The sequence below is a fragment of the Parabacteroides sp. KHUB-03 genome (assembly GCF_056640975.1).
The window spans coordinates 2,410,806-2,434,540 of sequence record NZ_CM153257.1 but is presented as its reverse complement, the minus strand read 5'-3'; the positions used below and the strand labels follow the sequence as shown (position 1 = coordinate 2,434,540).

The 23,735-nt window shown below is 37.5% G+C and carries 20 protein-coding genes and 1 tRNA gene; 7 read left to right on the top strand and 14 right to left on the bottom strand.

Annotation, left to right across the window (positions count from 1 at the left end; translation table 11 throughout):
* Positions 1-40 precede the first annotated feature (40 nt).
* Positions 41-2,872, bottom strand: coding sequence for a TonB-dependent receptor (locus tag ACYIB7_RS10425; protein ID WP_480336988.1), 2,832 nt, complete (start codon positions 2,870-2,872; stop codon positions 41-43).
* Positions 2,873-3,094: 222 nt separating this feature from the next.
* Between ACYIB7_RS10425 and ACYIB7_RS10420 the strand changes: the two genes are divergently transcribed.
* Positions 3,095-3,571 carry a toxin-antitoxin system YwqK family antitoxin gene (locus ACYIB7_RS10420; protein WP_103982273.1) on the top strand — a complete coding sequence of 159 codons (477 nt, stop codon included), beginning with the start codon at positions 3,095-3,097 and terminating at the stop codon, positions 3,569-3,571.
* 26 nt (positions 3,572-3,597) lie between these two features.
* On the opposite strand, the gene ACYIB7_RS10415 is transcribed toward ACYIB7_RS10420, so the two are convergent.
* From ACYIB7_RS10415 to ACYIB7_RS10365, 11 genes are all read right to left on the bottom strand, one after another.
* The gene (locus ACYIB7_RS10415) at positions 3,598-4,032 is read right to left on the bottom strand and encodes an RNA-binding S4 domain-containing protein (RefSeq protein WP_099465018.1); all 435 of its coding nucleotides are present in this window, start codon (positions 4,030-4,032) and stop codon (positions 3,598-3,600) included.
* A 2-nt stretch (positions 4,033-4,034) separates the two neighbouring features.
* On the bottom strand, positions 4,035-4,601 hold the full coding sequence (gene pth, locus ACYIB7_RS10410) for an aminoacyl-tRNA hydrolase (protein WP_099465019.1): 567 nt from the start codon (positions 4,599-4,601) through the stop codon (positions 4,035-4,037).
* A 92-nt stretch (positions 4,602-4,693) separates the two neighbouring features.
* Positions 4,694-5,284, bottom strand: a complete 591-nt coding sequence (locus ACYIB7_RS10405) for a 50S ribosomal protein L25/general stress protein Ctc (RefSeq protein WP_103982272.1) — start codon at positions 5,282-5,284, stop codon at positions 4,694-4,696.
* A 134-nt stretch (positions 5,285-5,418) separates the two neighbouring features.
* Positions 5,419-6,210: an SDR family NAD(P)-dependent oxidoreductase gene (locus ACYIB7_RS10400; protein ID WP_480336986.1), complete on the bottom strand. Its 792-nt coding sequence runs from the start codon at positions 6,208-6,210 to the stop codon at positions 5,419-5,421.
* The gene (locus tag ACYIB7_RS10395) at positions 6,210-7,433 is read right to left on the bottom strand and encodes an NADH:flavin oxidoreductase (protein ID WP_099465022.1); all 1,224 of its coding nucleotides are present in this window, start codon (positions 7,431-7,433) and stop codon (positions 6,210-6,212) included. Before ACYIB7_RS10395 ends, ACYIB7_RS10400 begins: the two co-directional genes overlap by 1 nt.
* A 29-nt stretch (positions 7,434-7,462) precedes the next feature.
* Positions 7,463-8,182 carry a response regulator transcription factor gene (locus tag ACYIB7_RS10390; RefSeq protein WP_103982270.1) on the bottom strand — a complete coding sequence of 240 codons (720 nt, stop codon included), beginning with the start codon at positions 8,180-8,182 and terminating at the stop codon, positions 7,463-7,465.
* Positions 8,183-8,193: 11 nt separating this feature from the next.
* Complete coding sequence (locus tag ACYIB7_RS10385; RefSeq protein WP_103982269.1) at positions 8,194-8,487, bottom strand: PG0541 family transporter-associated protein; 294 nt, start codon at positions 8,485-8,487, stop codon at positions 8,194-8,196.
* 79 nt (positions 8,488-8,566) lie between these two features.
* On the bottom strand, positions 8,567-11,692 hold the full coding sequence (locus ACYIB7_RS10380; RefSeq protein ID WP_099465025.1) for an efflux RND transporter permease subunit: 3,126 nt from the start codon (positions 11,690-11,692) through the stop codon (positions 8,567-8,569).
* Positions 11,693-11,705: 13 nt separating this feature from the next.
* A complete protein-coding gene (locus ACYIB7_RS10375; RefSeq protein ID WP_103982267.1) occupies positions 11,706-12,728 on the bottom strand; it encodes an efflux RND transporter periplasmic adaptor subunit in 1,023 nt (340 codons plus the stop codon).
* A 32-nt stretch (positions 12,729-12,760) separates the two neighbouring features.
* The gene (locus tag ACYIB7_RS10370; RefSeq protein ID WP_103982266.1) at positions 12,761-14,137 is read right to left on the bottom strand and encodes a TolC family protein; all 1,377 of its coding nucleotides are present in this window, start codon (positions 14,135-14,137) and stop codon (positions 12,761-12,763) included.
* Between the two features lie 13 nt (positions 14,138-14,150).
* Entirely contained in the window at positions 14,151-14,750 is a 600-nt protein-coding gene (locus ACYIB7_RS10365; protein ID WP_480336984.1) for a TetR/AcrR family transcriptional regulator, read from the bottom strand.
* Positions 14,751-14,992: 242 nt separating this feature from the next.
* Between ACYIB7_RS10365 and ACYIB7_RS10360 the strand changes: the two genes are divergently transcribed.
* Positions 14,993-15,898 (top strand): helix-turn-helix domain-containing protein, encoded by a 906-nt coding sequence (locus ACYIB7_RS10360; RefSeq protein WP_103982264.1) that lies wholly within the window; start codon positions 14,993-14,995, stop codon positions 15,896-15,898.
* A gap of 8 nt (positions 15,899-15,906) precedes the next feature.
* Here the strand turns inward: ACYIB7_RS10360 and ACYIB7_RS10355 are convergent, their stop codons facing one another.
* Positions 15,907-16,428: an HdeD family acid-resistance protein gene (locus ACYIB7_RS10355; protein ID WP_099465030.1), complete on the bottom strand. Its 522-nt coding sequence runs from the start codon at positions 16,426-16,428 to the stop codon at positions 15,907-15,909.
* A gap of 474 nt (positions 16,429-16,902) precedes the next feature.
* Here ACYIB7_RS10355 and ACYIB7_RS10350 point away from each other — a divergent pair, with 474 nt between their 5' ends.
* Positions 16,903-17,838 (top strand): DUF6624 domain-containing protein, encoded by a 936-nt coding sequence (locus ACYIB7_RS10350; RefSeq protein WP_480336982.1) that lies wholly within the window; start codon positions 16,903-16,905, stop codon positions 17,836-17,838.
* A gap of 34 nt (positions 17,839-17,872) precedes the next feature.
* Here ACYIB7_RS10350 and ACYIB7_RS10345 read toward each other — a convergent pair.
* Positions 17,873-17,945 (bottom strand) — tRNA-Gly (locus tag ACYIB7_RS10345).
* A 78-nt stretch (positions 17,946-18,023) separates the two neighbouring features.
* On the opposite strand from ACYIB7_RS10345, the gene argB reads away from it, so the two are divergent.
* From argB to ACYIB7_RS10325, 4 genes are read left to right on the top strand one after another with little or no spacing between them, the layout of a single operon-like run.
* On the top strand, positions 18,024-18,791 hold the full coding sequence (argB, locus tag ACYIB7_RS10340) for an acetylglutamate kinase (RefSeq protein ID WP_103982262.1): 768 nt from the start codon (positions 18,024-18,026) through the stop codon (positions 18,789-18,791).
* A 22-nt stretch (positions 18,792-18,813) separates the two neighbouring features.
* On the top strand, positions 18,814-20,283 hold the full coding sequence (locus ACYIB7_RS10335; protein ID WP_480338473.1) for an ATP-binding cassette domain-containing protein: 1,470 nt from the start codon (positions 18,814-18,816) through the stop codon (positions 20,281-20,283).
* 12 nt (positions 20,284-20,295) lie between these two features.
* Positions 20,296-22,047, top strand: a complete 1,752-nt coding sequence (locus ACYIB7_RS10330; RefSeq protein ID WP_103982261.1) for a DUF6057 family protein — start codon at positions 20,296-20,298, stop codon at positions 22,045-22,047.
* Between the two features lie 8 nt (positions 22,048-22,055).
* A complete protein-coding gene (locus ACYIB7_RS10325) occupies positions 22,056-23,519 on the top strand; it encodes a TolB family protein (RefSeq protein ID WP_480338472.1) in 1,464 nt (487 codons plus the stop codon).
* Positions 23,520-23,735 lie beyond the last annotated feature (216 nt).

Below are 23,735 nucleotides of genomic sequence, written 5' to 3'. Positions count from 1 at the left end.
TCTTTGTTTAAGTAAATAATAAAGATGTATTTAATTTTAATTATAATAAGCTATAGCTCAGTGTAAGAAAGAAGTTTCTTCCCGGCTTGTACTGTTTTGTGATTTGTGTGCGTTCTTGAAGTATATTGTTTTTATCGAAGAACTTAGGATATTGGACAAATGTCACTTTTTCTCCCAGAAGATTGCGGATGCTGGCTTTAACTTCCCATCTCTTGGCAAATTTCTTACTGAAATTAATATCTATTGTATTCCGGGCCAGTTCGTATGTGTCGGGGAAATCATTGTTAATGGAGCCGTCCTCTGTCATGTCGGCATTGCCTACTTCCATGATACGTTTTCCGATCCGGTTGTAAAGTATGCTGGCATTAATGTCATATTGTTCGTTTTGATAAAAAAATCCGGTATTCATGATGTAAGGAGATTGTCCTTGCATAGCACGGTTTTTATCTTGACTCTTTTTTTCGAATTGTACATTGCTTTTAATATAAGCTCCGTTGAAATTCCAACTGAAATTTTTCAGACCTAAGAAATCCAGATTTTTTTTGATCTCAACTTCTATTCCGTAATTGTTGGCGCTTTTGGCATTGACATAGGTGTAGGTGTAGCTACCGCCATTATCTATGTATGTCCATTCGATCGGATTGTCGAAACGCTTATAAAAAAGAGCAACGGAAATTACTTCGCTGGCTGCCGGATAATACTCATAGCGAATATCTGCATTTTGTATGTAAGCAGGTTTCAGATCCGGATTACCCATTACACTGCTGAAAAGGTCGAAATCATAATATACAGAGTTAGACACCTCTCGGAATTCGGGGCGGTTTACTGACATACCATATGCCAGGCGCAGTTGGTTTTGCTCATTGAATTTGTAGCTTGTGTTCAGCGATGGGAACAGATGATTACTCGGATATTTATATTCTTTGGTTTTCCAGTCTTTGATTGTTGTATAACTGGTTAGTTTCATATTATTGTATTCATACCGGACACCGGCATAAATATCCAGTTTATTGACAGGTATGTTAATTCCCAGATAGCCGGCGGCGAGAATATTACTGCCTTTGTAACTGTTACGATTGTCGGTATCTTCGTAGATATAAACTTTGTTTGTACCAAAGTTGTCGGGGATTAGTATTTCATCGATAACATCCATATATTCGAATCCGGATGGCAAATTCTGGTTATTCCATCGGTAGTAAAAAGCACGGTTGTTGTATTCGCGATGACGATATTCTGTATAAGCTCCGGCTTTTAGTGTAGGTTGAAGATTCCCAATCTGAATTTCACGTTGGTAATTGACAGTTGCCGATCCGATATTTTCATCTAGTCTGTAGAAGAAGCGTTTTATTTCATTCTGGTCTATGCGCATTTCGCCTTCGTGGGGATCACCGGCAAAACCGTTTTCTTCGCGGTTAATAATGCGGCGGTCCGGTTGATTCTTATTGGCATAAGCATAGCCTATACTCCAATCTGTTTTGGATTTATCGTGATTGTGTGTGCCTGTGAATTGGCCGTTATAGGTTGTGCGGCTGCTATAGAAATATTCTTCTTGTTTTTGGATATATTGTCCGCTGTTGAACAGAATACCGTTTCTGGTGGTGTACCGGCTTTGTCCCAGTTGATTTATAATATTCTTGAATTCGTACTTGTCGTGGTCGTTGGGCATATAAGTGAAGTTTATCATCCCTCCGAGGCGAATGTCATTGCTATAAACATTATCGGTATATTTGTTTTTATAGTCAGGTTGGTCTTTGTCAACATCGTATAGACTATAACGGGCATTCAACATGTCATTTTGTGTCTTATAGGCGTTAGTGTAGTTAATAGCACTAATAATGGCAAAATTCTTGCCGTTTCCCAGATCGAATTTGTGGTTAAAAGATGCGTTTAGTCGTAAATCGGCAATGGGAGTCTTGTTTTTAACGCTCCAGTTGTTATTGAATCCGTTACGAGTGATATGCTCTACTGCTGTTTTGTTATTGTTGTCCAAACGATTTGTATAGAAACCTTCCAGTTTGCGTAATCCGCCATCAAAACCTAAGAAATCTGTTGCACTTCCCGGACTATACAGAAAATCTCTGAAATGTGTCTGGTCATTCATGCTTCCTCCTACGGAGACAGAAAAACCATTTTTGCCAGGAACATCTTTCGTATTTATTTTAATAAATCCTCCAGAGAAATCAGCCGGAATTTCAGGTGCCGGGCTTTTTACCACTACCATGTTATCTATTTGAGAACTAGGAATGATGTCGAAAGAGAAAGCGCGTGCATCTGCTTCCGAACTAGGTACGGCACTGTTGTTGATCCATACATTATTGTAACGTTGTGCCAGCCCTCGTACCATTACGAATTTTCCGTCAATAATAGAGATTCCGGGAATACGTCTGATTACCTCTGAGGCATCGCGGTCTTGAGTTCGGATAATTTGTTGTGCTGATATACCAGATTGAACCAAAAGACTAGCTTTTGTGGCTTTTAGCATAGCCAGATCCGTATTTTGCTTTACATGGGCAATAACTGTAACCCCTTCAAGAGCCAGACTGGCTTCTACCATTTCTGTATTCAGCACGGTTCTTTGTCCTTTAGTTACCGTAACATTACTTAATTTGACAGGAGTATAGGATATATATTTAATGTTGATTGTATATATTCCCGGATTTATATCGAGAATGACAAAGTTTCCATCCAGATCGGTTACAGTTCCTATACTGGTACCTTCTAATTGTATGGTAGCACCCATTAAAGGCTCTTTGGATGTTTTGTCAATAATAGTACCAGTTATAGAACCATTGCTATTGTCTGCTAGTCCCGTAAAGTTAGAGAAGAGTAATAAAAATAAAAAGAAATAAATCTTTTTGTAGATACTTTTCATACGTTTTCTTTCTTTATATAATTGTGCTGCAAAGATCGAACAGGTATATTACGAGGTTGCGACAGTTGTCAAACGAATTTTTTACAAGTCTGTTTCAAAAGAATGACAACTTTAACTGGTATGCCAGAAGGGGCATATGACATATGATTGTCATTTGTTTACAATGGTTTTGAAATAAGGCAGGGCTACTTTTGCGCACATATTAATTTTAGAAAAATTCTTATGATAAAGAAAGCATTTCCTGTTGCACTGTTTTCAATAATGTCAGCATCTACCTGCCTGGCTCAGGATTTGGTATTGAGTGAAGGGCAGTATTATACGGATGAGTCATTAATAAAGCTTTATACGGGGCGTTATACCGAATTTTATGACGACGGTATGCTTAAAATGGAATTGTACTTACAGGCGGGACGACCGGAAGGTACTTATGTCATTTATTATCCTGATGGAAAAACAGCGGAAATACGCGCTTATTATAAAGGACAGTTTCATGGGGAATGGCGTACATATAATGAAGAAGGAAATTTAATAGCATTAGCTACTTATCACGACGGCCAAAAAGATGGTCCGTGGCGAATCTGGAATGACAAAGGTATCCTGAAGTTTGAGATGTTTTATATAAAAGGTAAGAAATCCGGAATCTGGCGAACCTGGAATGATGAGGGTTGTTTATTGTCTGAAGAAAAGCAGGATAAATAACAGGTATTTGTTTTTTCAAATGCCTGTTATTTATCCTCATCTTCTGAATTAAAATCAAACTCAAAATCAAAGCCATCATCAAGAAAGTCGGGTTCCGTAAATTGTTCTAATTCACGACGGTCTTTCTTGGTTGGGCGACCCAATCCTTTTGCACGGTTAACAAAACCTGATATCCGGTTCATTTCTAATATTTCGTATTGATCAGGAGTTGTTACGTTTTCCATGAAACCGGGAACTAATTTTGCTCCCATACGGTTTTGGGCCAAAGCCAATACTTTGAATGAAAAAGTGATAGGTGGTTTACGTACTTGAATAATATCTCCTACCTTAATCATACGAGAGGGCTTTACATTAACCCCGCCAACCATTACCCTGTTTTTTTTACAGGCTTCGGCTGCAATAGTACGGGTTTTGAATATGCGGGTTGCCCACATCCATTTATCTATACGTACTTCGTTCATGATTATTGTTTGTTATTATACTGATTCATTGTGTTTTGAACACCAGAAAGACAAAAGCTTTTTATCATTTCTGATGCGCGTTCCAGTTTTTCGGGCATGTACTCTAGTTCTTCGGGCGTAAATTGTCCAAGCACATAGTCTATTTGACCTCCACGAGGAAAGTTGCTGTCTATGCCGAAACGAAGCCTGCAATATTCCTGAGTGTTAAGTATCTGAGCTATATTTTTCAGACCGTTATGACCGGCGTCACTACCTTTAGGCTTTAAACGGAGAGTCCCGAATGGTAAAGCAAGATCGTCTACTATGACTAATAGATTTTCAACAGGAATATTTTCTTTTTGAAGCCAGTATCGTACAGCGTTCCCGCTGAGATTCATGAATGTGTTTGGCTTTAGAACAATTAGTTCGCAATTTTTTACGCGCATACGGGCAATAGCCCCGTAACGTTCTTCATTGAATAATGCACCGGCATCTTCAACCAATTTGTTTACTACCCGGAAACCGATATTGTGCCGGGTTCCCCAATATTCGGAACCAATATTACCAAGTCCCGTTATCAGATATTTCATTGTTTTATGGTTTATATATATAATGAAAGGGGACTATTCTTACGAATAAAGCCCCCTTCTTATTTATAGAAAATATTTTCTAAGTAAGAATCTTATTTACCAGCAGTTGCCTGAGCACCACGAGCTGCACGTGTTAACTGAACAGCGCAAACAACAGAATTCTTAGCATTCATTAATTCAAGACCTTCGAAATGCAATGCACCTACCTGCATAGTCTTTCCAAGACCTAAATTGTCTACGTTGATAACTAGTTTTTCAGGAATCTGGTTGTAAAGAGCTTTAACTTTTAGTTTTCTCATCTGCAGAATTAGCTTACCACCGGCTTTAACACCTTCGGCATGGCCTTCCAAAGTAACAGGAACTTCTATTACTACAGGATGCTTTTCGTTAACTTCTAAAAAGTCAATGTGAAGAATGGCATCGCTTACCGGGTGGAACTGTAAATCTTTAACAATTGCTTTTGTTGCCTTACCGTTGATTGTTAAATCTATAATGAAGATATCCGGAGTATAAATCAGATTGCGAACAGCATCCAGACTTACATAAAAGTGAACTACTTTTTCACCACCGTATAAAACAGCAGGAATTTGATTGTTTGAACGCAGAGCTTTCAATGCTCTTTTCTGATCTGCAGAAGCTGCTGCAATTTCTCTTGATTTTCCTTCTAATTGAAATGTTTTCATTTTCTTTTTTGATTTGTGTTACTCAAAATTAGATGTTTTTGCTTTCTAATTTTTCCATCACACGATGCGTGGACTGAAAAAGCGATGCAAAGGTATGCTTTTTCTTTTATCCGGCAAGTATTTTATTATCCTTTTTAATCAGTTGTCGGTAATAATTTGCTTTTTCGCATACACCATCTTATAAATCCTGCAGGTAATAACAGGATAAGAGGAAGAACTATTTTGTTTAATATACCAGGCATGAGCATTGCTTTACGGTGTAAAAGTGCGTTTACTCCTTTATATGCAAGTGTTTCGGCTCTCATCATGATACCCAGGTTAATGGCAAGGCTCTTGAGATGATCACTTAAATTATACAGATTTGTACATACCGCACCCGGACAGAGTACAGTGACACTCACATTATAATCATATAGCTCGGAACGCAGTGCTTTTGAAAAGCTTTTTAGGTAACGCTTGGTAGAGGCATAGAGGGCAATTCCCGGATAAGGTAACCACGCAGACATGGAAGACATGTTAAGTATAAATCCATATTTGCGTTTTTTCATTTCTTTGCCGAAATAATAGCATAACTGGGTGGGGGTAGTGATATGTAAATAAAGCATTTTTTCAGTCAGCTCTGCTTTTTCATCAGTAAACTCCTTGAAATAGAACATTCCTGCATTATTTATCAATATATCTATCTGAATTTTTTTTTGACAGCAAGCATTATATAAATTTTTTGCAGCATCAGGTTCTGCTAAATCTATGTATAAAGAGAATACCTTGATTGAATATTTTTCGGCAAGAATATTTCCCTTTTCTTGTATAATTTGCTCTTCATTGCTGACAATAACAAGATTATATTTGCGGGATGCCAGTTCTTCAGCATAAGCATATCCTATACCGGAACTGGCTCCGGTTATTAAAGCCCATCTGTTTTCCATCACTTATACTCCAATTGTTTTATTTCTTTAATGAGTTTTGCCGGTAAATTTTGTATGTGTTTATGGCATGCCATTTCTGTTGAGTACATGCGGCCAATGCAATAGTTACTATGTCCGCAGTCGCAACGGGCATGTTCATCTTCCTTCATGCGGTTGACAAAACCAGGTTCATTAATTAACGCCCGTGCCATGCTTACAAATTCAAAGCCATGATTTAAAACTTCGTCGATTTTGTCTCTGGAGACTAATCCGCCAACATAAACTAAGGGTAACTTTAGTGCAGCCCTGAATTTTAAAGCATCTTCTAAAAAATAAGCCTCCTTGAAAGGTAGAGAGGGTATCATAAAACGTCCTCCGATTTTTACGCCAAGAGGAAGCCATCCATTAGGCATATAATAGGTAAGAGTTTTTAAAGGCATTGCTCCCCGCATTACGTACATGGGGGCTTTGCTTACAAATCCGCCGCTAAGAATCAAAGCTTGTGCCCCGCATTCATTTTGTAGGGTACGGGCCACTTCCAATGACTCATCAAGTTCCATACCTCCTTTAAACCCATCCCGCATATTCATTTTTACTAAAACAGCTATATCAGAACCGGCTGCACTCATAACCTCTTCCATACACATTTTCATAAAACGCATGCGGTTTTCCAAGCTTCCTCCATATTCGTCTTTCCTATGGTTTGTGTAGGGCGATAAAAACTGGCTGATCAGATAACCGTGTCCCGCGTGTATTTCCACAGCGTCCATGCCTGCCTCTTTGGCGAGCTTGACAGCTTGCCCGTATGCTTTGGCAATGGCTGTTATTTCAGATTGCCTCATCTTTCGAACCAGGGTTGGCGAATAAATATTGAAACCACTGGAGGCTGACATCGGCGTGCACCCACAAATGTTTCTATGGGACATGTTTCCGCAATGTCCTAACTGGATGGAAGCAGCTGCTCCTTCTTTATGGATAGAATCAGTAATATAACGTATGCCGGGTATAATTTCAGGTCGTAGCCAAAGTTGACGCTCAAATGATAAGCCGCTTTGCGTTACTGCCGCATAAGCTAAAGTAGTCATACCTATACCTCCTGCTGCAACTGATTTATGATAATTATAAAGCATTTCGGAAGGAGCATTGCCCGGAGCCATACTTTCGAAAGCTGCAGCACGTATTGTGCGATTTCTTAATGTAAGAGGCCCTATCTTACTTGGTGTGAATAGTATTGATTTGTCCATTTTATTTATATGATGGTTTATGTTTCAGATTATTTTGTGATTAGTTTATAACCCTTACCATGAACGTTTATAATGCTTATAGTGGGATCGTCTTTTAATAAATGACGTAATTTAGTAATGTAAACATCCATACTTCTTGCACTAAAATAACTATCACTTTTCCATATAATTTTTAATATGAAATCTTTCTTAACCAGCTGGTTTGCACTTTCACAAAGTAATTGTAGCATTTCGCATTCTTTTGTTGTGAGTCTTGTACTTTTATTGCCAACGGATAAAATTTGTTTCCGTAAATCGAATGTAAATGCTCCGAACTTATAATACCATGTTGTTGTGCTTTTAATATTGCATGTCCGCCTTAATATTGCATATAAGCGTGCTTTTATCACATCAGTACCTATTGGCATACGTATAAAATCATCAGCATAATGATGATAGGCTGCAATCACTTCTTCTTTTTCTGGGTGATATCCGATGAAAATGATTGAAGTCGCGTCATTTATTGCTTTTATATCAGTGACCAAATCAAAATAGCTCTTTACAGTATCCTGCGAAATGATTAAACATGCTACATAATTGTTTAGACGATATAGAGCACTCGCCTGATCTGTTTTATGACAAAGATCAACGTCGTATTTCTCCGTTATCAAGCATTCTTGTAGAATGCTGCCTAAATTGCTATCCTGATCAAATACAAGTATTTTTAAAGGATTACCTGATGCGGAACAATTATTGGCTGATGATTTCATGCTTTTATTATCTAAATAGTTTTTTCAATATTCCAGACAAATGCACGTAAACCTTGGGCTTCTGTTTGCTGGTCTAATTGATGTAGCAAATCGAGGAAATGATCAACTTTGCTATCTTCCACCATTGTAAGAATTGCAGAATTTAATGTAGGCCACGCGTGATTGCCGTAGTGTGGCTCACCAGTTTTACTTCCGCGTCCTTGTACAACGTCCCAGTAAGTGAATCCCTTGATGTTATTCCTGTCCATAAGGGCGACTATCATTTCGTAATAAGCCTGGTTGAATGATATAAATATTGCTTTCATATATTTTTTATTTAATAAGTATGTAGCAATAAGTGCCCATAAAGATATTAAAAAATATCCTAAAAGGCACTTATTTGTATTATAATTCTCCGCGACGGTACATGCGGGCTATTTTTTTATGTCGCCGACGTACGCCGTTTCCTGCAAATACAGCATATACAACCGGTACGATAATTAATGTAATTAAAGTAGAAACAGAAAGACCCCATGCTACTGTCATACCCATAGAACGCCACATTTCAGAACCTTCACCAGTTCCGATAGCCATAGGGATCATACCTAATACGGTTGTTAAGGTAGTCATTAATACGGGACGAAGACGAGATTTGCCGGCTGTTACAACAGCATTTAATATGCTTTGGCCACGTTCGCGACAAAGAATAGTGTAGTCAATTAATACAATACCATTCTTCACAACAATACCCATTAGCATAATAACTCCGATTAATGCCATTACACCTAACGGGGTTTGTGTGATTGATAATCCCAATACAATCCCGGTAAAAGCAAATGGTATGGAGAACATAATTACAAATGGGTCTGTCAGTGATTCAAATTGTGCTGCCATGACAATGAATACTAATATAATGATCAGAATCATCAAAATGGTTAGATCTTTGAATGTATCCATTTGATCCTCATAAGTACCACCTAATTGCCAGCTTACATCAGACGGGATATCCATCTTCTTTAATTCATTGTGCGCAGCAGTTACAATATCACTCATAGCTGCTCCTTTACCAACTACGGCTGATACGGTGATTACGCGCTCGCGGTCTTTTCGTTCGATAGTAGGAGGAGTCATACGCTCTACTACTTTACCTAAATCTCGAATGCGGATACCTTGACCGGCCGAATTGTAAATTACGATGTTTTCTATATCCTCAACCTTTTGACGAAATTCCGGTGCATAACGAACTTTGATGTCATATTCGTCTCCGTCTTCCCGATATTTGGAAGCTGTTGCTCCATTAATGCGATTTCGAAGAGCTAATGCAGCTGTTGTGATATTTAATCCGTTCAGTGCAAGTTTTTCGCGATCGAAATCAACTTGATATTCAGGTATATAATCTTCACGACTGATATTAACCTGGGAACAGCCTTTCACTTTACGCATGCGCTCTGCCAAGTCGTTTGCTACAGCATCCGTTTTGGCAAAGTCGAATCCGTAGATTTCGACATCAACGGCATTCTGCCCTCCCATACCTTCTTCTTGTCCTCCTTCTATTACTTTGAATTTCTTAATCTCGGTAAATTGGGCAAGGTCTTTGCGCATTCCTTCGCAGATTTCAACCAATCCACGTTCACGATCGCCAACACTTGATAAATTGATATAGTAATCAATGATATGTGTTCCATTATTGCTTAATTGTGCCCAGGTATTATCAGAATCGGCTTGTCCTTCTGTAAAATTGCTTGTTTTTATTTCCGGATATTTTTCCCGGAAAAGTTTGTCTACTTGCAATGCCAGATTACGTGTAATATCTTGGCGTGTTCCGACCGGCAATTCTATATGGACACTAATTTGGGCATTGTCTTGAGTTGGGAAAAACTCTGTTTTGATAGTAGGCACAAGCAGCATACTGCCACCAAAAATCATCACAGCCCCTAATATGACTGTCTTACGATGACGTACAGCCCAATATAGAAAGCGCGAATATACATAATCTAATTTGTCCAAAGCCTTTTCTATAGGAGTGAAAAACAAAGTATACAAGCGTCCTTTATTTAAATTAAGACGGAGCATTTGTGAACTTAACATCGGTGTTAAGGTCAGAGCTGCAACCGTTGAAACTATCATAACGATACTAACCATCCATCCTAATTGCTTGAACAAAATCCCGGCCATGCCTGTAACCATAGTTAGCGGTAAAAATACAGCTAACATAGTCAAAGTGGAGGCAATAACGGAAATAGCCACCTCATTGGTTGCATGTACGGCTGCCTGTTTGGGAGAACTACCCCTTTCGATGTGGGTCGTAATATTTTCCAATACTACAATGGCATCATCTACTACCATGCCAATTGCAATAGACAAGGAACTCAAAGAGATAATGTTCAATGTGTTTCCTGATGCTAATAAATAGGCAAATGACGCGATTAGTGATATAGGAATTGTTAAAACGATAATAAACGTTGCTCTCCACCGGCCAAGGAATATGAATACAACTAACATAACAATAATGAAAGTTACAAAAATGGTATCTTGCAAACTATTAATTGTATTCAGAATGTTAGTTGAGGTATCCATGATAACACCTAGTTTTACATCCGAAGGAAGACTTGCCTGTATTTCCGGTAATTTCTGATGTACTTTTTTCGCAATATTTACAGAGTTGGCTCCTGATTGTTTTTGTATAACAATCATACCTCCTTTTTTACCGTTGTTGTAGGTCTCTTGCGCGCGCTCTTCTATACTGTCTTCAATACGGGCTACATCACGTAAATATATAGATTTACCGTCTTTTGAACCGATAACCAGATTTTCCATTTGATGTGCGTCGGTAAACTCTCCTTGTACACGTAATGAGTAGGCGTTTGAGCCGATATCAACGCTACCGCCCGGAGTGTTCCTGTTTTCTTGTGCAATGATGGAAGAGATACCTTCAATTGAAATTCCGTATGCCTCCAGTTTGTAAGGATCACAATATACCTGTACCTCACGGGTTGGTGTTCCCGAAATAGATACAGCACCGACTCCACTGATGCGGGCTAATGGGTTTGATACTTTATCATCTAATATTTTATAAAGTGCATTCGTACTTTCTTCGGCAGTAACCGACAGGATTATGATGGGGATATCGCTAGTGCCGAATTTAAAGATTATAGGATTATCCACGTCATCCGGCAACATTGGCTCTGCTACGTCCAGTTTATCGCGGACATCATTTGTTGCCACATCAATATCAGTACCATAGTCAAATTCAAGAGTAATGACTGAAATGTTTTCTCTTGACTGGGATTTTATGTGTTTTAAATCACTAACACTATTCAACACGTTCTCCAGTGGCTTGGATACGTTCATTTCGATATCCGCAGCACTGGCACCGGCATAAGACGTCATTACCATAATGGTGTTGGTCTCTATTTCCGGTAATAAATCAACGGATAATCTGGTTAAGGAAAAAAGACCGAAAATAACGATGGCTACAAAAACAAGAGCTGTTGTTACCGGTTTTTTTACCGCTGTTGCATATAAACTCATATTGCCTTATTTCTTACTGTTCAATTTCTACTTCCATTCCATTGTTCAAACGGCTTTGGCCTGAAACTACTACCATATCACCGTCATTGATTCCTGAAATGATTTCATATTTATTATCCATACGGCGTCCCAGTTCTACTTTTTGGTATGAAACTTTGCCGTCTTTATATACATAGATGTAACGATCTCCTGCACCGGATTGCTTAACAATGGCAAGATCCGGAACTACTATATGGTTCATCGTCCCAAAAGTGATAGTAACACGTGCAAACATTCCCGGACGAACACGTTCATCGTTATTTGCGATTTTTATTTCGACAGGAAATGTTCTTGTAGACGGATCGATGGTGGGATATATCAGGCTGATTTTTCCTTTGAATATCTCATCTCCATATACGTCTAATTTGATATCCACTTCATTCCCTTTTTTTACTTTTGTGAAAAAGCTTTCCGAAACGTTTACCAATAGTTTTACGGGGCGTATTTCTTCTACGGTATAAATAGGTTCGGCAGCGGTATACATATCACCCGAATCGTAATTACGTGCAGTAATGACACCCGTTATAGGACTAAGTAACTGAGTGTTTTCCTGAAGGTTTTTGTATGTCTCGCGAGCAACTTCCAACGCTGTTTTTTGTGCATCCCATGCCGATTTGGAAGCTCCTCCCACTTTGTAAAGTTCATCTATTCTTTTAAATTCTATTTCCTGGTTATCCAGTTGAACTTTGGATTGTTTTAAATTTGTAGCATCCATTTTAACGAGTAATTGGCCTGCTTTAACATGATCTCCAACCTCTGCAAATAATTTTTCAATACGAAAGGGTGTTTGCGGAGCAATGCGGTTTACAATGTTAGCTTCAACTGTAGCGGTGAACTCATTCAGTTGTTCAACGTCTTGCATGGATACTTTTTCTATTTTGACTTTAGCTTTTTCATTGACGGTATCTACTGCCTCGTTCTTTTTTTCTCCCGAACATGACATTAGTATAAGTAATGCAACTGCGGGAATTGCTGACAGTATTTTCTTTGTTTTCATATTGTAATTAGTTTATATTATACGTTTTGAAATTAAAATTTTTGTTCTCCGGAAATCTTTTCAAGTTCGGATTTCGCTATGATATAATTGTAGATAGATTGGTTGAAATTCAATTTGGCCTGAGTCATAGCCAATTCTGAATCATTTAGTTCCAATAATGTTCCAGCTCCTGTATCATAACGTTTTTGTGCGATTAGGTAACCCCGCTCTGCTTGTTCCATTCCTTTTTGAGCTGCATCAAATTGTTTGATGCAGGTACTCATATTGTCCATGTATTGTTTTATGGCTAATTGCAAATTACGCTCGGTATCTTCACGTTGCAATTTTAACTGGTCAATAGAAACCTGGGTTTGCTTGGTTTTGTAAAACCGGCTTCCTCCGGTAAACAGAGGTATAGATAATGTAACACCTATCATAGAATAAGGATTCCATTGATAATCTTTGAATTTAAAATCATTGTTCATTGCGCTCCACTGATATAATCCGGTCATTGAGAGAGTAGGCAAAAAGTCGAATTTTTGCATTATTAATGTCTTTTCCAACTGTTTGCTTTGTAAGTCAATTAATTTTAAATTCGTGTTGTTTATTAAAGATGTGTCGGTAGACAGGAAATCTCCGAATAATTCGGATTCGTAGTCGGTCAGACGCCCTTCGCAATCGATGTTTAATTCCAGATCCATACCTAACAATGCTTTTAGCTGCCATTTGGCTAAAGTAAGTGAATTTTCTGCCTGAAGCATATTTGGCTCGCTGTTTTTTACTGTTACGTTTGCTCTGATGAGATCGTATTCTGCAACGGTTCCTTGTTCGTATTTCTTTTTTACGTCCAGATAATTTTCCATTGCATTATCATAACTCTCTTTGAATACACGGTAAGAGTCGTTGGCTAATAACACGGAATAGAATGCTTTCTTTACCTGATTAACCATATCAATTTTTGAGGAACGGGCTTGTTCTATTGCCAGTTCTACGTCAACGGCAGATATACTTAAGCTTTTCCATAAAGAGGCATTGACTAAAGGCATGGAAGCATTAAATCCTGTATTCCAGTTGTTGTCGCGCCCAACTTCGAAACCATCTTGCATTCCGCTGTTATCCATGCCTGGTATTTGGGCATCACCTAAATCCATATCCATGTACATTATTTGCTTTTTTAATGTACGGTTGTAATCGGCTGAGAAACTTATTTGAGGAAACAAGGAGGCGTATGAGCCTTTTTTTGCATATTTTTTCTTCTGAATTTCTTTATCGGCTACTTTAATAGTTGGATTTTCGCTTAATGCAATCTCTAGCGCTTTATCCATATCCAATTTTATGACTTCCTGCGATTTTGCAGGAATACAGGTTAAAGACGGCAATAAAGATATTGCAGCCAACACGATTTTATTTCTGATTGATAATTGTTTCATTTTTCTTTTTGTTTTATTTGTATGATTGCTTTATTGCAAACCGGTCTAAAATAATTCTGCCTTTCTCTGTGCTGATTCCTCTTAGAAATGTTAATAATATGGTGCTGTATACTTCTGAAATAGAATAATTTGCAAATATTTTGGAGGGACAAAGCATCTTTGCTTGTTTTTTAGCCAGCAAAGTTAAGATTTTGAAGTTTACATCTTGTAAAAATACACCTTCTTTTTTGCCCCTTTCCAATAATGCCAGACATTTGTCTGAAAAAATAGCTTCGTTTTTTTCTGCCTGTTTTAACGCTTTGGGATACTTTTTCAAATCGTCGTAATATTTCTTATTGTACCATCTATTGTTTTTTAACAATTCTTCATAAAATAGAAGAATAACTTCCATCACAGTGTAAGGTTCTTTCTCTAATTGTTCGATATAGAGCCTTAAGTGTTTGCAGTTTAGTTCCATACCTTCTATTAATAAAGCTTCTTTGTCTTTAAAGAACTCATAAATAGTTCGTTTAGAAATACTCATGTTGTGGGCTATGTCATCCATACTTACGCTTTTTACTCCGTATTGTGAAAAGAGGTCAAATGCAGTAAGCAAAATTTGTTCTTTTATCATATTGTTTTTTAGAGATTTCTATGAATAGAATTTGTAGAATTGAGAAAACAAAGGTCTTTCGTATTTAGAAAACTGAAAAGGTTTATTCCGTTACATGATTGGTCAAAAATGAAAATTATAGGTTCGGTTTTGATCTAATTTATGGAAGATTGTGTTATGGATTGGTAAAAAATGAAACGAACATGGTTTGTAAATGAAAAATACTTATCTTTGCCAGTAAAGTTAAAAAATATTTATCAGACATGGAAAATCTTCCTCTTATTGAAATTGCAGAGTTGAATAAGTCTATTGTTGGTTGTGATAGTTTCCATAATGATTTTTCTATAGCAGATGTAGACGGCAAAGATTCTACAATTTATGAAAATAATGATCCGGAATATTCTACACCAATGCGTTTGAATGCGTTGCTAATGGTTTTGGTAACTGATGGCTCTTCGAAAATAAATATAGATTACATTCCATATACGGTAGAAAAAAATAGTTTTATAACAATTATGCCTACCCATACAGTCCAGATATTGTCTGTGACCAAGGATTTTAAAGCTCGTATGGTGATAGCTTCAAAACCTTTTCTGGAAGAATGTAATCCGAATAAAAAAGGAGCATCTATGGTTCATTATATGCAGATTCGTAAAAATCCATGTTCTGATTTGCAACCGGAAGAAGCCGAACATTTAGAAAATTATATTGAATTTGTAAGGGGTAAAATAAAGCTGCGTACTCATTTATTCCAGAAAGAAGTGATACAAAATGCAATGATTGGCTTCTTTCTTGAGTTGGCTAATATATTTGGAAGCAGAAAGGAGCATATGACCCCTCAGGTCCTTTCCCGAAAGGAAGAACTGTTTGAACAGTTTCTACAGTTGCTTTTTGAACATTGCAAAGAACAGCATGTGGTTACTTTCTATGCCGAGAAATTATTTATTACTCCCCAGTACCTATCCTTAATCCTTAAAGAGCTGACTGGGAAATCGGCAAATAAATGGATTGATGATGCTCTGATTATAGAGGCTAAAATGCTTCTTAAAGCACCTCAAACGACAGTTCAGCAGGTTGCGGATATTTTACATTTTTCCGACCAGTCAACTTTTGGTAAGTTCTTTAAGAAGCATATGGGAATTTCTCCTATGGAATATAGGAAGTCTTAATATTATCTTTAATCTCTGCGGCGGAACTTATACCAGTTTATCAGTTCGGATGCTCCGTAAAAAATGCTGGCAATACCAAATACGATAAAGGTATTTGCTGCGGCTCCGAACGGGTATGCCAATATCATTACACCAGTTATAAGAATTAAAATTGGCATAATGTAAAATCCCCAGGGTACATAACTCCATTTCCTTGCTGAAATAAGAGCCACTAATTGTTGGATTCCCGCAATTACTAATAAAGCTCCTAATATATACATTAATATATTGACAAAAAATGTCGGCATAATAACTAACCATGCGCCGAATAGAATACTTCCCGCACCTTCCAGTGGAAACATGGGGGCAAGCTCCTCTTGTTTGGTATCTCTTGTGAAATAGGCTAAAAGTGAAATAATGCCGGGTATGATAAAGAATATTCCGATGGTAATTACTAAATAAGTAACAGCTGCTTCGGGCCACAACACCAGTACGAATCCTAAAATCATTGCAAAGGCACTGCGTAATAATGCATTGTTAATTTTTTTCATGTTGTAAATTCGTTTTAAAATGTTCTTTTATATATAACAACAAATATACGGTATTTTCTTGCAGCTTGTTCGAATTTGTAAATTCTGTAGAATCGGAATTTTAATTTCATCAGGATCATATTTTCAAAACATCAGTATGTTTTTGTAAAATCATCGGGATGAATATAAAGGACTGTTTGTTTTTTAATTTTGAAGTTTTTTGTATAAGTTAAATTTTTGTTGTGTTTTTTTGTCTCTAAAAAAATATATATTTACAACATGTTGGATTTTAGATTATTAATACAATGAAAAAATAAAAAATTAGATTTGAAGCGACAGATAAAGAAGGTTTTAAAGATTTGTGGTTTATTAAAAAGGATGAAATAGATAGTTGCAAAATATGCGTTTACAGATATATGTGTTTAGACTGTAGGGTATATACATCAGATCCGTCAAATATATATGCTAAACCTTTAAAATGTAAATATAATGTTTATGAAGAATATGACGAAAATAATTTGTGTATTTAGCTTTGTTATACTACTATTTGTTTTTATAACTTCTTCATACGGAGATAATCAAGTAGAAGGAGCTATGGTTGTCAATACAGTATATAACGAATTGAAGGATTCTGCATATATGTATGTAGATGAAAATGATTCGTTGGCATTAGTTTATCTTTTAAAAGCATTTAAAGAAGAAACTCCACAGAATCCGAGGCATTTGTATGATGCGGGAGCACTTGCAGCAAGGTTGGGACAAAAGAGATTAGCTTTTGAAATGTTGGAGATGTCTGTAAATAAAGGGTATTCTTATTATGATCATATGAAAAAGAATACAAATTTTCCTTCTTTCGATGAAGTCCGTTTCAATCTTTGCTTGGATAAAGTCAGGAAAAGAGATTCGTTGTTATATAGAGTCAGTGAAGGACTTGATTCAGTTTTCAAATTGGACCAAGATATTCGTGAACAGTTCGAGAATGAGATTCTTCGTAAAGGAAAAGATACTGAATCTGCAGAGGCGAAAATAATATTGGATAGCATGAGAATTATTGATGATAAAAATTTGGAATATGTAAATAAGTTGATGGATAATAATGGCTTTTTAGGAAACAGTTTGAAAACAAAAAAATCAAAGTTAACCATGTATTTAATTTATCTTCATGCTCCGATCGAAGTGCTCGAAAATAAATTAGGCATTATCAGGCAAGCGGTGAAAAACGGAGAATTAGAAGTTCAGTTATATCCTAATTTTGAAGATAAAATTTTATCAATCAGAAAAGGCGTTCAAAAATACGGAACACAATATCGTGTATTGAATGGAGAGGTTGTTTTTGTTCCATTGCTTGATTCTTTGAATGTGGATTTATACAGATCGGAATTTAATTTAGGTTCCTTTGAAAGTTTTGCGAAATGGGTTAAAGGACAATAAAGTGTGTGATAATAACTTGCTGATTATCAGATTGAGCGGTAAATGGGGCTCGAACCCACGACCCTCAGCTTGGGAAGCTGATGCTCTACCAACTGAGCTACTACCGCGTTGGATGATGCAAAAGTATATAAATCTTTCTTTTTTTAGTAACTTTGAGCGCAAAAATAATTAGTGCGTATAAATAAATGGAAAAACTTACTTTGGTAAAGGTGGGCGGAAAGATTGTGGAAGAAGAAAGTACGCTTCGCAGTTTGCTTCATGATTTTTCGGCTATAGAAGGATATAAAGTGCTGGTGCATGGCGGCGGGCGTTCGGCAACTAAACTGGCTACACAATTGGGTATTGAAAGCAAAATGGTAAATGGCCGCCGTATTACGGATGCTGAAACATTGAAAGTTGTGACTATGGTATATGGCGGCTTGGTAAATAAAAATATAGTTGCCGGTTTACAAGCTTTGGGCGTGAATGCTTTGGGTTTAACCGGTGCAGATATGAACCTGATGCGTTCGGATAAACGTCCGGTGGCGGAAGTTGACTATGGCTTTGTTGGTGATGTAAAGGAGGTGAATGCAGACTTGTTGGCATCGCTTATTCATCAGGATATTGTGCCGGTATTGGCTCCGTTGACACATGATAAACAGGGAAATATGCTGAATACCAATGCCGATACGATTGCCGGAGAAGCTGCAAAAGCTTTAGCAAAGCATTTTGACGTTACTTTGATGTTCTGCTTTGAAAAGAAAGGTGTATTGTTGGATGAAAATGATGACGAAAGCGTTATACCTGAGATAGACCGGAATACGTTTAAAAAGTATGTGGAACAAGGCATTATTCAGGGTGGTATGATTCCGAAGCTGGAAAATGCTTATCAGGCAATAGATGCAGGTGTTAAACAGGTAATTATTACGCAGGCATCCGAAATACATAATGGAAAAGGAACGCGGATCAGCTGATATCTGTAAGTACAAAAAGAAAATGGATAATCGGAAGAAAATAGTAAGTATACAACAGGTTGTGACCCGTTTACCGGAGCTACGTTTTGCTGCGCCTGTCAATTGGGATATAGAAGAAGGACAGCAATGGGCTGTTATCGGCCCGAATGGAGCCGGTAAAACGTTGATTGCGGATATGATGCAACGTAAGTTTGCGATTAAAGAGGGTGATGTTGTGTTCGGCTATGACGGAAAAGTGAGCGAACTGGTTAAATGCATTGCTTTTAAAGATATTTATTCGTTGGCAGATTGCCGTAATTCTTATTACCAACAACGTTGGCATTCTACGGAAACAGATGAAATGCCTACGGTTGAGGAAATATTGAAGGATTATATAGATACGGAAGAATTAGCAAAAGTGCTATCTCTTTTCGGAATAGAAGAATTATTGCCTAAAAAATTAATATTCTTATCCAGTGGCGAATTACGGAAGTTTTTGGTTGTAAGAACATTGTTAAGCCGTCCCCGTATTCTTATTCTCGATAATCCGTTTATCGGATTAGATGCTCCTTCGCGCGATTTGTTGGTGGAGATGCTTCAGCAGATGACAAAGTTGGAAAGCGTACAGGTTGTTTTGCTGCTTTCTAATCCGAATGACATACCTGAAATGATAACGGATGTGCTTCCTGTTTATAACCGGAATATACTGAAACCGATGTCGCGTACTCAGTTTTTGCAGGATGCGGAACTAGTTGCAAAATTGTTTCCATCCGAGAGAAAATCTGGTTTCTCTCGAGAGAAATTTGTTTTTCTTCCGAATGGAGGTGAAAAAGAGCCTTCCACGCACGAGGTTACTTTTCGTATGGAACATGTTTGTATTAAGTATGGAACCCGAACTATTCTGAAAGATATTGACTGGGAAGTAAAGAATGGCGAAAAATGGGCTTTGTTTGGTCCGAATGGTGCTGGTAAATCTACTTTGCTCAGCCTTGTATATGCCGATAATCCGCAATCATACGCTAATACGCTTTATCTGTTTGACCGGAAACGTGGTTCTGGCGAAAGTATTTGGGACATTAAAAAGAGAATAGGGTATGTTTCTCCGGAAATGCACCTTTATTATATGGAAAATGTTCCGACTATTAATATTGTCGGTTCCGGTTTTTTTGATTCTATTGGTTTGTATCGTAAATGTAATGAGGAACAACAGGGGATTGCATTGGCATGGATGCAGGTATTTGGCATTGGGGATTTGAAAGACCGACCATTCCTTACTCTTTCGTCGGGCGAACAACGTTTGGCTTTGTTGGCCCGTGCATTTGTGAAAGATCCTGATTTAATAATTCTGGATGAACCGCTTCATGGACTGGACGTGAGCAATAAGAAAAAAGCTGCTGATATAATAGAACAATTTTGTTCACGTCCGGGAAAGACGCTGATATATGTGACCCACTATCCGCATGAATTACCGGCTTGCGTTGATAAACGTTTTCAACTGGTGAAACATGCTTAATACTTCAATGTTATGAAAAAATTACCGGATATTTTATTTTATCTGATTATATTCTTGTCCCTGAGTATTTTTTTATCGGTATTCAGTGAATTTCATTTTTATAGTGTTGAACAAAATCAACTGTTTCAGATTTCCTGGCCATCCATTTCAGAGATGTTGATGAAGCCTGGAGGCTTGGCTTTGGTTATCACTGAAAGTTTGGTGCAGTTTTTTATTGTACCGTATGCAGGAGCAGTTATTACTGCGGCACTGCTAACTATGATTGGGCTTCTTACTAGCATGGTACTGAAGCAGATCGACCCGAAAACACACTTGTTTATACTACCTTTGCTTCCGGTTCTGACATTGTTATTTGTTCATTTTGATAATAACTATATATTACAAGGGACGATTGCCTTGGGCATGATGTTATTGGTTCTATATGGAGTGTTGAAGATAAAACCTGTTATATACCGGTTGGTTGCGAGTCTCGTTGCTACTATTTTATTATTCTTTTTTGCAGGTGCCGTTTTTAGCTTGTTTGCTTTGGCTATTATGTTGTGTGAAGTAATCAATCGAACTTCTTGCTGGTATTATTTTCTTGGTACGGGATTTATTGCCTTGTTACTTGGAATAGGTAGTGTTTATTTCTCTTTTATCGGGGAATATCGTTTTGCATTCTTGCCCGATGCCTATTATCATGTACGTTTGGTACCGGATAAAGTTATTTATTATTCATGGTTGTCTTTTTTGTTATCATTGTTGATCGTTTTTATTTTACGGCATAAAAATGAACTAAAAGGAAAAATGCTGGTGATTGCAAGTGCGATCCAGATTTTGTTAATCTGTTTCCTTTTCTGGAAAGGTGTAGAAAAGTATGGTGATAGCAAGTCTTATCAGATGAAGACGATGGACTATTATGCTCGTACCGAACAATGGGATAAAATATTGGAAATGTGCAGAAAGCCGATGACAAACTATCTTTATATGTGTTATGCAAATATGGCGCTTGCACATAAAGGGCAGTTGGCAGAGGATGCTTTTAAATATGACCAGCGTGGACCGCAAGGATTGGCTGTCACTTGGAATAAATCGGCAAATGTTTCAACTTTGCTGAGTGATGTTTATTTTGCAATGGGCAATGTGGCAATTGCACAGGAAATGGCGTTTGAGAGCAATCTGGGTTCTTTGTGTGATGGTAACCCGCGTATGATGAAACGTTTAGTGCAAACCAATTTAATATATGGTACTTATCCGGTTGCTGAAAAATATATAGCCGTTCTGGAAAATACGCTTTATTATAGAGATTGGGCAAAAGAACAACGTAAATTTCTTTATAATGATGCTGAAGTAGAGAGTGATCCATTGCTGGGTAATATGCGAAAAGGACTTTTGAAAAATAGTATTTTGTCTCAGATAGACGGTTTTGATGCTGATCTCCGGTTGATGGCGGAACAGAATCCCGCAAATAAAGCCGCATTTCAATATTTGGGCGTATTTTATCTGTTAATGAAGGATATGGATAAGTTTAAGAATATGATAGAGACATATTACGGTACGGACCTGCTTCCTGTATTGCCAACCAGTTATCAGGAAGCTGTAATAACATTGTCGGAAAGAGAATCTGATTACTGGAAACGTTTTGGTGTTTCGGAGTCTATTGTAAAGCGTTTTGATGAATATAAAAGGCAAGTGCTTGCTAACCGGAATAATCCGAATGCTTTGCCTGGATTGTTAGGGCGTTCGTATGGTGACACCTATTGGTTCTATTATATGTTTAAATAGGAGGAATGATGAATAAGCAAACGATATATTTGTGGATGTTAGCCCTTTTGATGGCTTGCTCCGAACCGGTACTGGTGAAGAAAAATCTGGAAGTGCAACCTGTGATATTTCCTGATTATGTAGGTGTAACAATTCCTTCCAACATTGCTCCTCTGAATTTTGAATTGAAAAATCAGTGCCAGGATGCCCGGGTTTTGATTACTTCAGAAACTGAAACGATTGAAGTAAAGGCAAAAAAAGGGAATAGCTTTGTCATACCCGCATCTAAATGGAAAAAAATATTGCAGTTATCAACAGGCAAAAGTATTGGTGTAACTATTCAGGCAAAGGTGGATGGCGAATGGATTGCTTATGCACCTTTTAATATTGATGTGGCAAACGAACCGATTGATTCCTGGCTGGCGTATCGTTTAATCGAGCCGGGTTATGAACTTTGGAATCACATGGGAATCTATCAGCGTAATCTTGAGAATTATACGGAAGATGCAATTGTAGAGAATAAAATGAGTGGTAATAATTGTATGAACTGTCACTCTTTTTGTATGCAGAATCCGGATAAGATGCTTTTCCACATGCGTGAGACTTATCCGTGTACTATATTGATAGATGGCGACAAAGTGGAAAAGCTGAATACGAAGACGGAACAGACTATTTCGCCGCTAGTTTATCCTTCTTGGCATCCTTCGGGAAAGTATGTCGCTTTTTCCGTAAATAAAACAAAACAGTCATTCCATATGAATGATAAGAATCGGGTGGAAGTGTTTGATTCTGCTTCTGATGTAGTGGTCTATGATACCGAAAAGCACGAGATCGTAACATCTCCTTTGCTTTCTTCAGAATCTTCATTCGAAACATTTCCGACCTTCTCGCCGGATGGTAAAAGGCTTTTTTTCTGTACGGCTCAAGCCCGTCCGATGCCAAGAGAATATAATGAGGTGAAATATAGTTTGTGTTCTGTGTCTTTCGACCCTTCTGCGCGTCGGTTCGGAACTACAGTCGATACTTTATATAATGCAGTTGCTGATGGAAAGAGTGTTTCTTTTCCCCGGGTTTCTCCGGATGGGAAGTATTTACTTTTTACTTTGTCTGGTTACGGCAACTTTTCTATCTGGCATAAAGATGCCGATTTGTATATGCTGGGTCTGGCTACTAATAATATATATCCATTGAATATAGTAAATAGTGATGATGTGGAAAGTTATCATTCGTGGAGTAGTAACAGCCGTTGGATTGTATTTAGTAGCCGACGGATTGACGGACTTTACACCCGCCCTTTCTTTGCTTATGTTGATGAGGATGGACAGGCACACAAGCCATTTTTACTGCCTCAGGAAGACCCGGAATTTTATTTTCGTTTTATGAAGTCATATAATATACCCGAATTTATTACCGGAAAGGTAAATCAGCAAGGGCGTGTTTTAGGATTAAAAGCAAAGGAAGATAAAGGCATCGATGTGAAATTTGTTCAATAAAGAGAGGTTTTAATAGCAGTAAGATATGTTTTAAAGCATGTTTTGACTAAATAAAGTTAATAAGATACTATTTTTAGACGATATAGTATGCTGTATAACATATAACTGTTATATTTGCATCGTGTTTTTCATGGTATTAGATTTAAGGTTAACAATGAAGATTGGTTGTCCGTGAGGATGACCTTTTCTTTTTTATATACTTGCCGTTTTATTTCA

Bases quoted from the DNA above. Each gene is read 5' to 3' on its own strand.
- ACYIB7_RS10425 (WP_480336988.1), bottom strand. From the start codon at position 2,872: ATGAAAAGTATCTACAAAAAGATTTATTTCTTTTTATTTTTATTACTC.
- ACYIB7_RS10420 (WP_103982273.1), top strand. From the start codon at position 3,095: ATGATAAAGAAAGCATTTCCTGTTGCACTGTTTTCAATAATGTCAGCA.
- ACYIB7_RS10415 (WP_099465018.1), bottom strand. From the start codon at position 4,032: ATGAACGAAGTACGTATAGATAAATGGATGTGGGCAACCCGCATATTC.
- pth (WP_099465019.1), bottom strand. From the start codon at position 4,601: ATGAAATATCTGATAACGGGACTTGGTAATATTGGTTCCGAATATTGG.
- ACYIB7_RS10405 (WP_103982272.1), bottom strand. From the start codon at position 5,284: ATGAAAACATTTCAATTAGAAGGAAAATCAAGAGAAATTGCAGCAGCT.
- ACYIB7_RS10400 (WP_480336986.1), bottom strand. From the start codon at position 6,210: ATGGAAAACAGATGGGCTTTAATAACCGGAGCCAGTTCCGGTATAGGA.
- ACYIB7_RS10395 (WP_099465022.1), bottom strand. From the start codon at position 7,433: ATGGACAAATCAATACTATTCACACCAAGTAAGATAGGGCCTCTTACA.
- ACYIB7_RS10390 (WP_103982270.1), bottom strand. From the start codon at position 8,182: ATGAAATCATCAGCCAATAATTGTTCCGCATCAGGTAATCCTTTAAAA.
- ACYIB7_RS10385 (WP_103982269.1), bottom strand. From the start codon at position 8,487: ATGAAAGCAATATTTATATCATTCAACCAGGCTTATTACGAAATGATA.
- ACYIB7_RS10380 (WP_099465025.1), bottom strand. From the start codon at position 11,692: ATGAGTTTATATGCAACAGCGGTAAAAAAACCGGTAACAACAGCTCTT.
- ACYIB7_RS10375 (WP_103982267.1), bottom strand. From the start codon at position 12,728: ATGAAAACAAAGAAAATACTGTCAGCAATTCCCGCAGTTGCATTACTT.
- ACYIB7_RS10370 (WP_103982266.1), bottom strand. From the start codon at position 14,137: ATGAAACAATTATCAATCAGAAATAAAATCGTGTTGGCTGCAATATCT.
- ACYIB7_RS10365 (WP_480336984.1), bottom strand. From the start codon at position 14,750: ATGATAAAAGAACAAATTTTGCTTACTGCATTTGACCTCTTTTCACAA.
- ACYIB7_RS10360 (WP_103982264.1), top strand. From the start codon at position 14,993: ATGGAAAATCTTCCTCTTATTGAAATTGCAGAGTTGAATAAGTCTATT.
- ACYIB7_RS10355 (WP_099465030.1), bottom strand. From the start codon at position 16,428: ATGAAAAAAATTAACAATGCATTATTACGCAGTGCCTTTGCAATGATT.
- ACYIB7_RS10350 (WP_480336982.1), top strand. From the start codon at position 16,903: ATGAAGAATATGACGAAAATAATTTGTGTATTTAGCTTTGTTATACTA.
- argB (WP_103982262.1), top strand. From the start codon at position 18,024: ATGGAAAAACTTACTTTGGTAAAGGTGGGCGGAAAGATTGTGGAAGAA.
- ACYIB7_RS10335 (WP_480338473.1), top strand. From the start codon at position 18,814: ATGGATAATCGGAAGAAAATAGTAAGTATACAACAGGTTGTGACCCGT.
- ACYIB7_RS10330 (WP_103982261.1), top strand. From the start codon at position 20,296: ATGAAAAAATTACCGGATATTTTATTTTATCTGATTATATTCTTGTCC.
- ACYIB7_RS10325 (WP_480338472.1), top strand. From the start codon at position 22,056: ATGAATAAGCAAACGATATATTTGTGGATGTTAGCCCTTTTGATGGCT.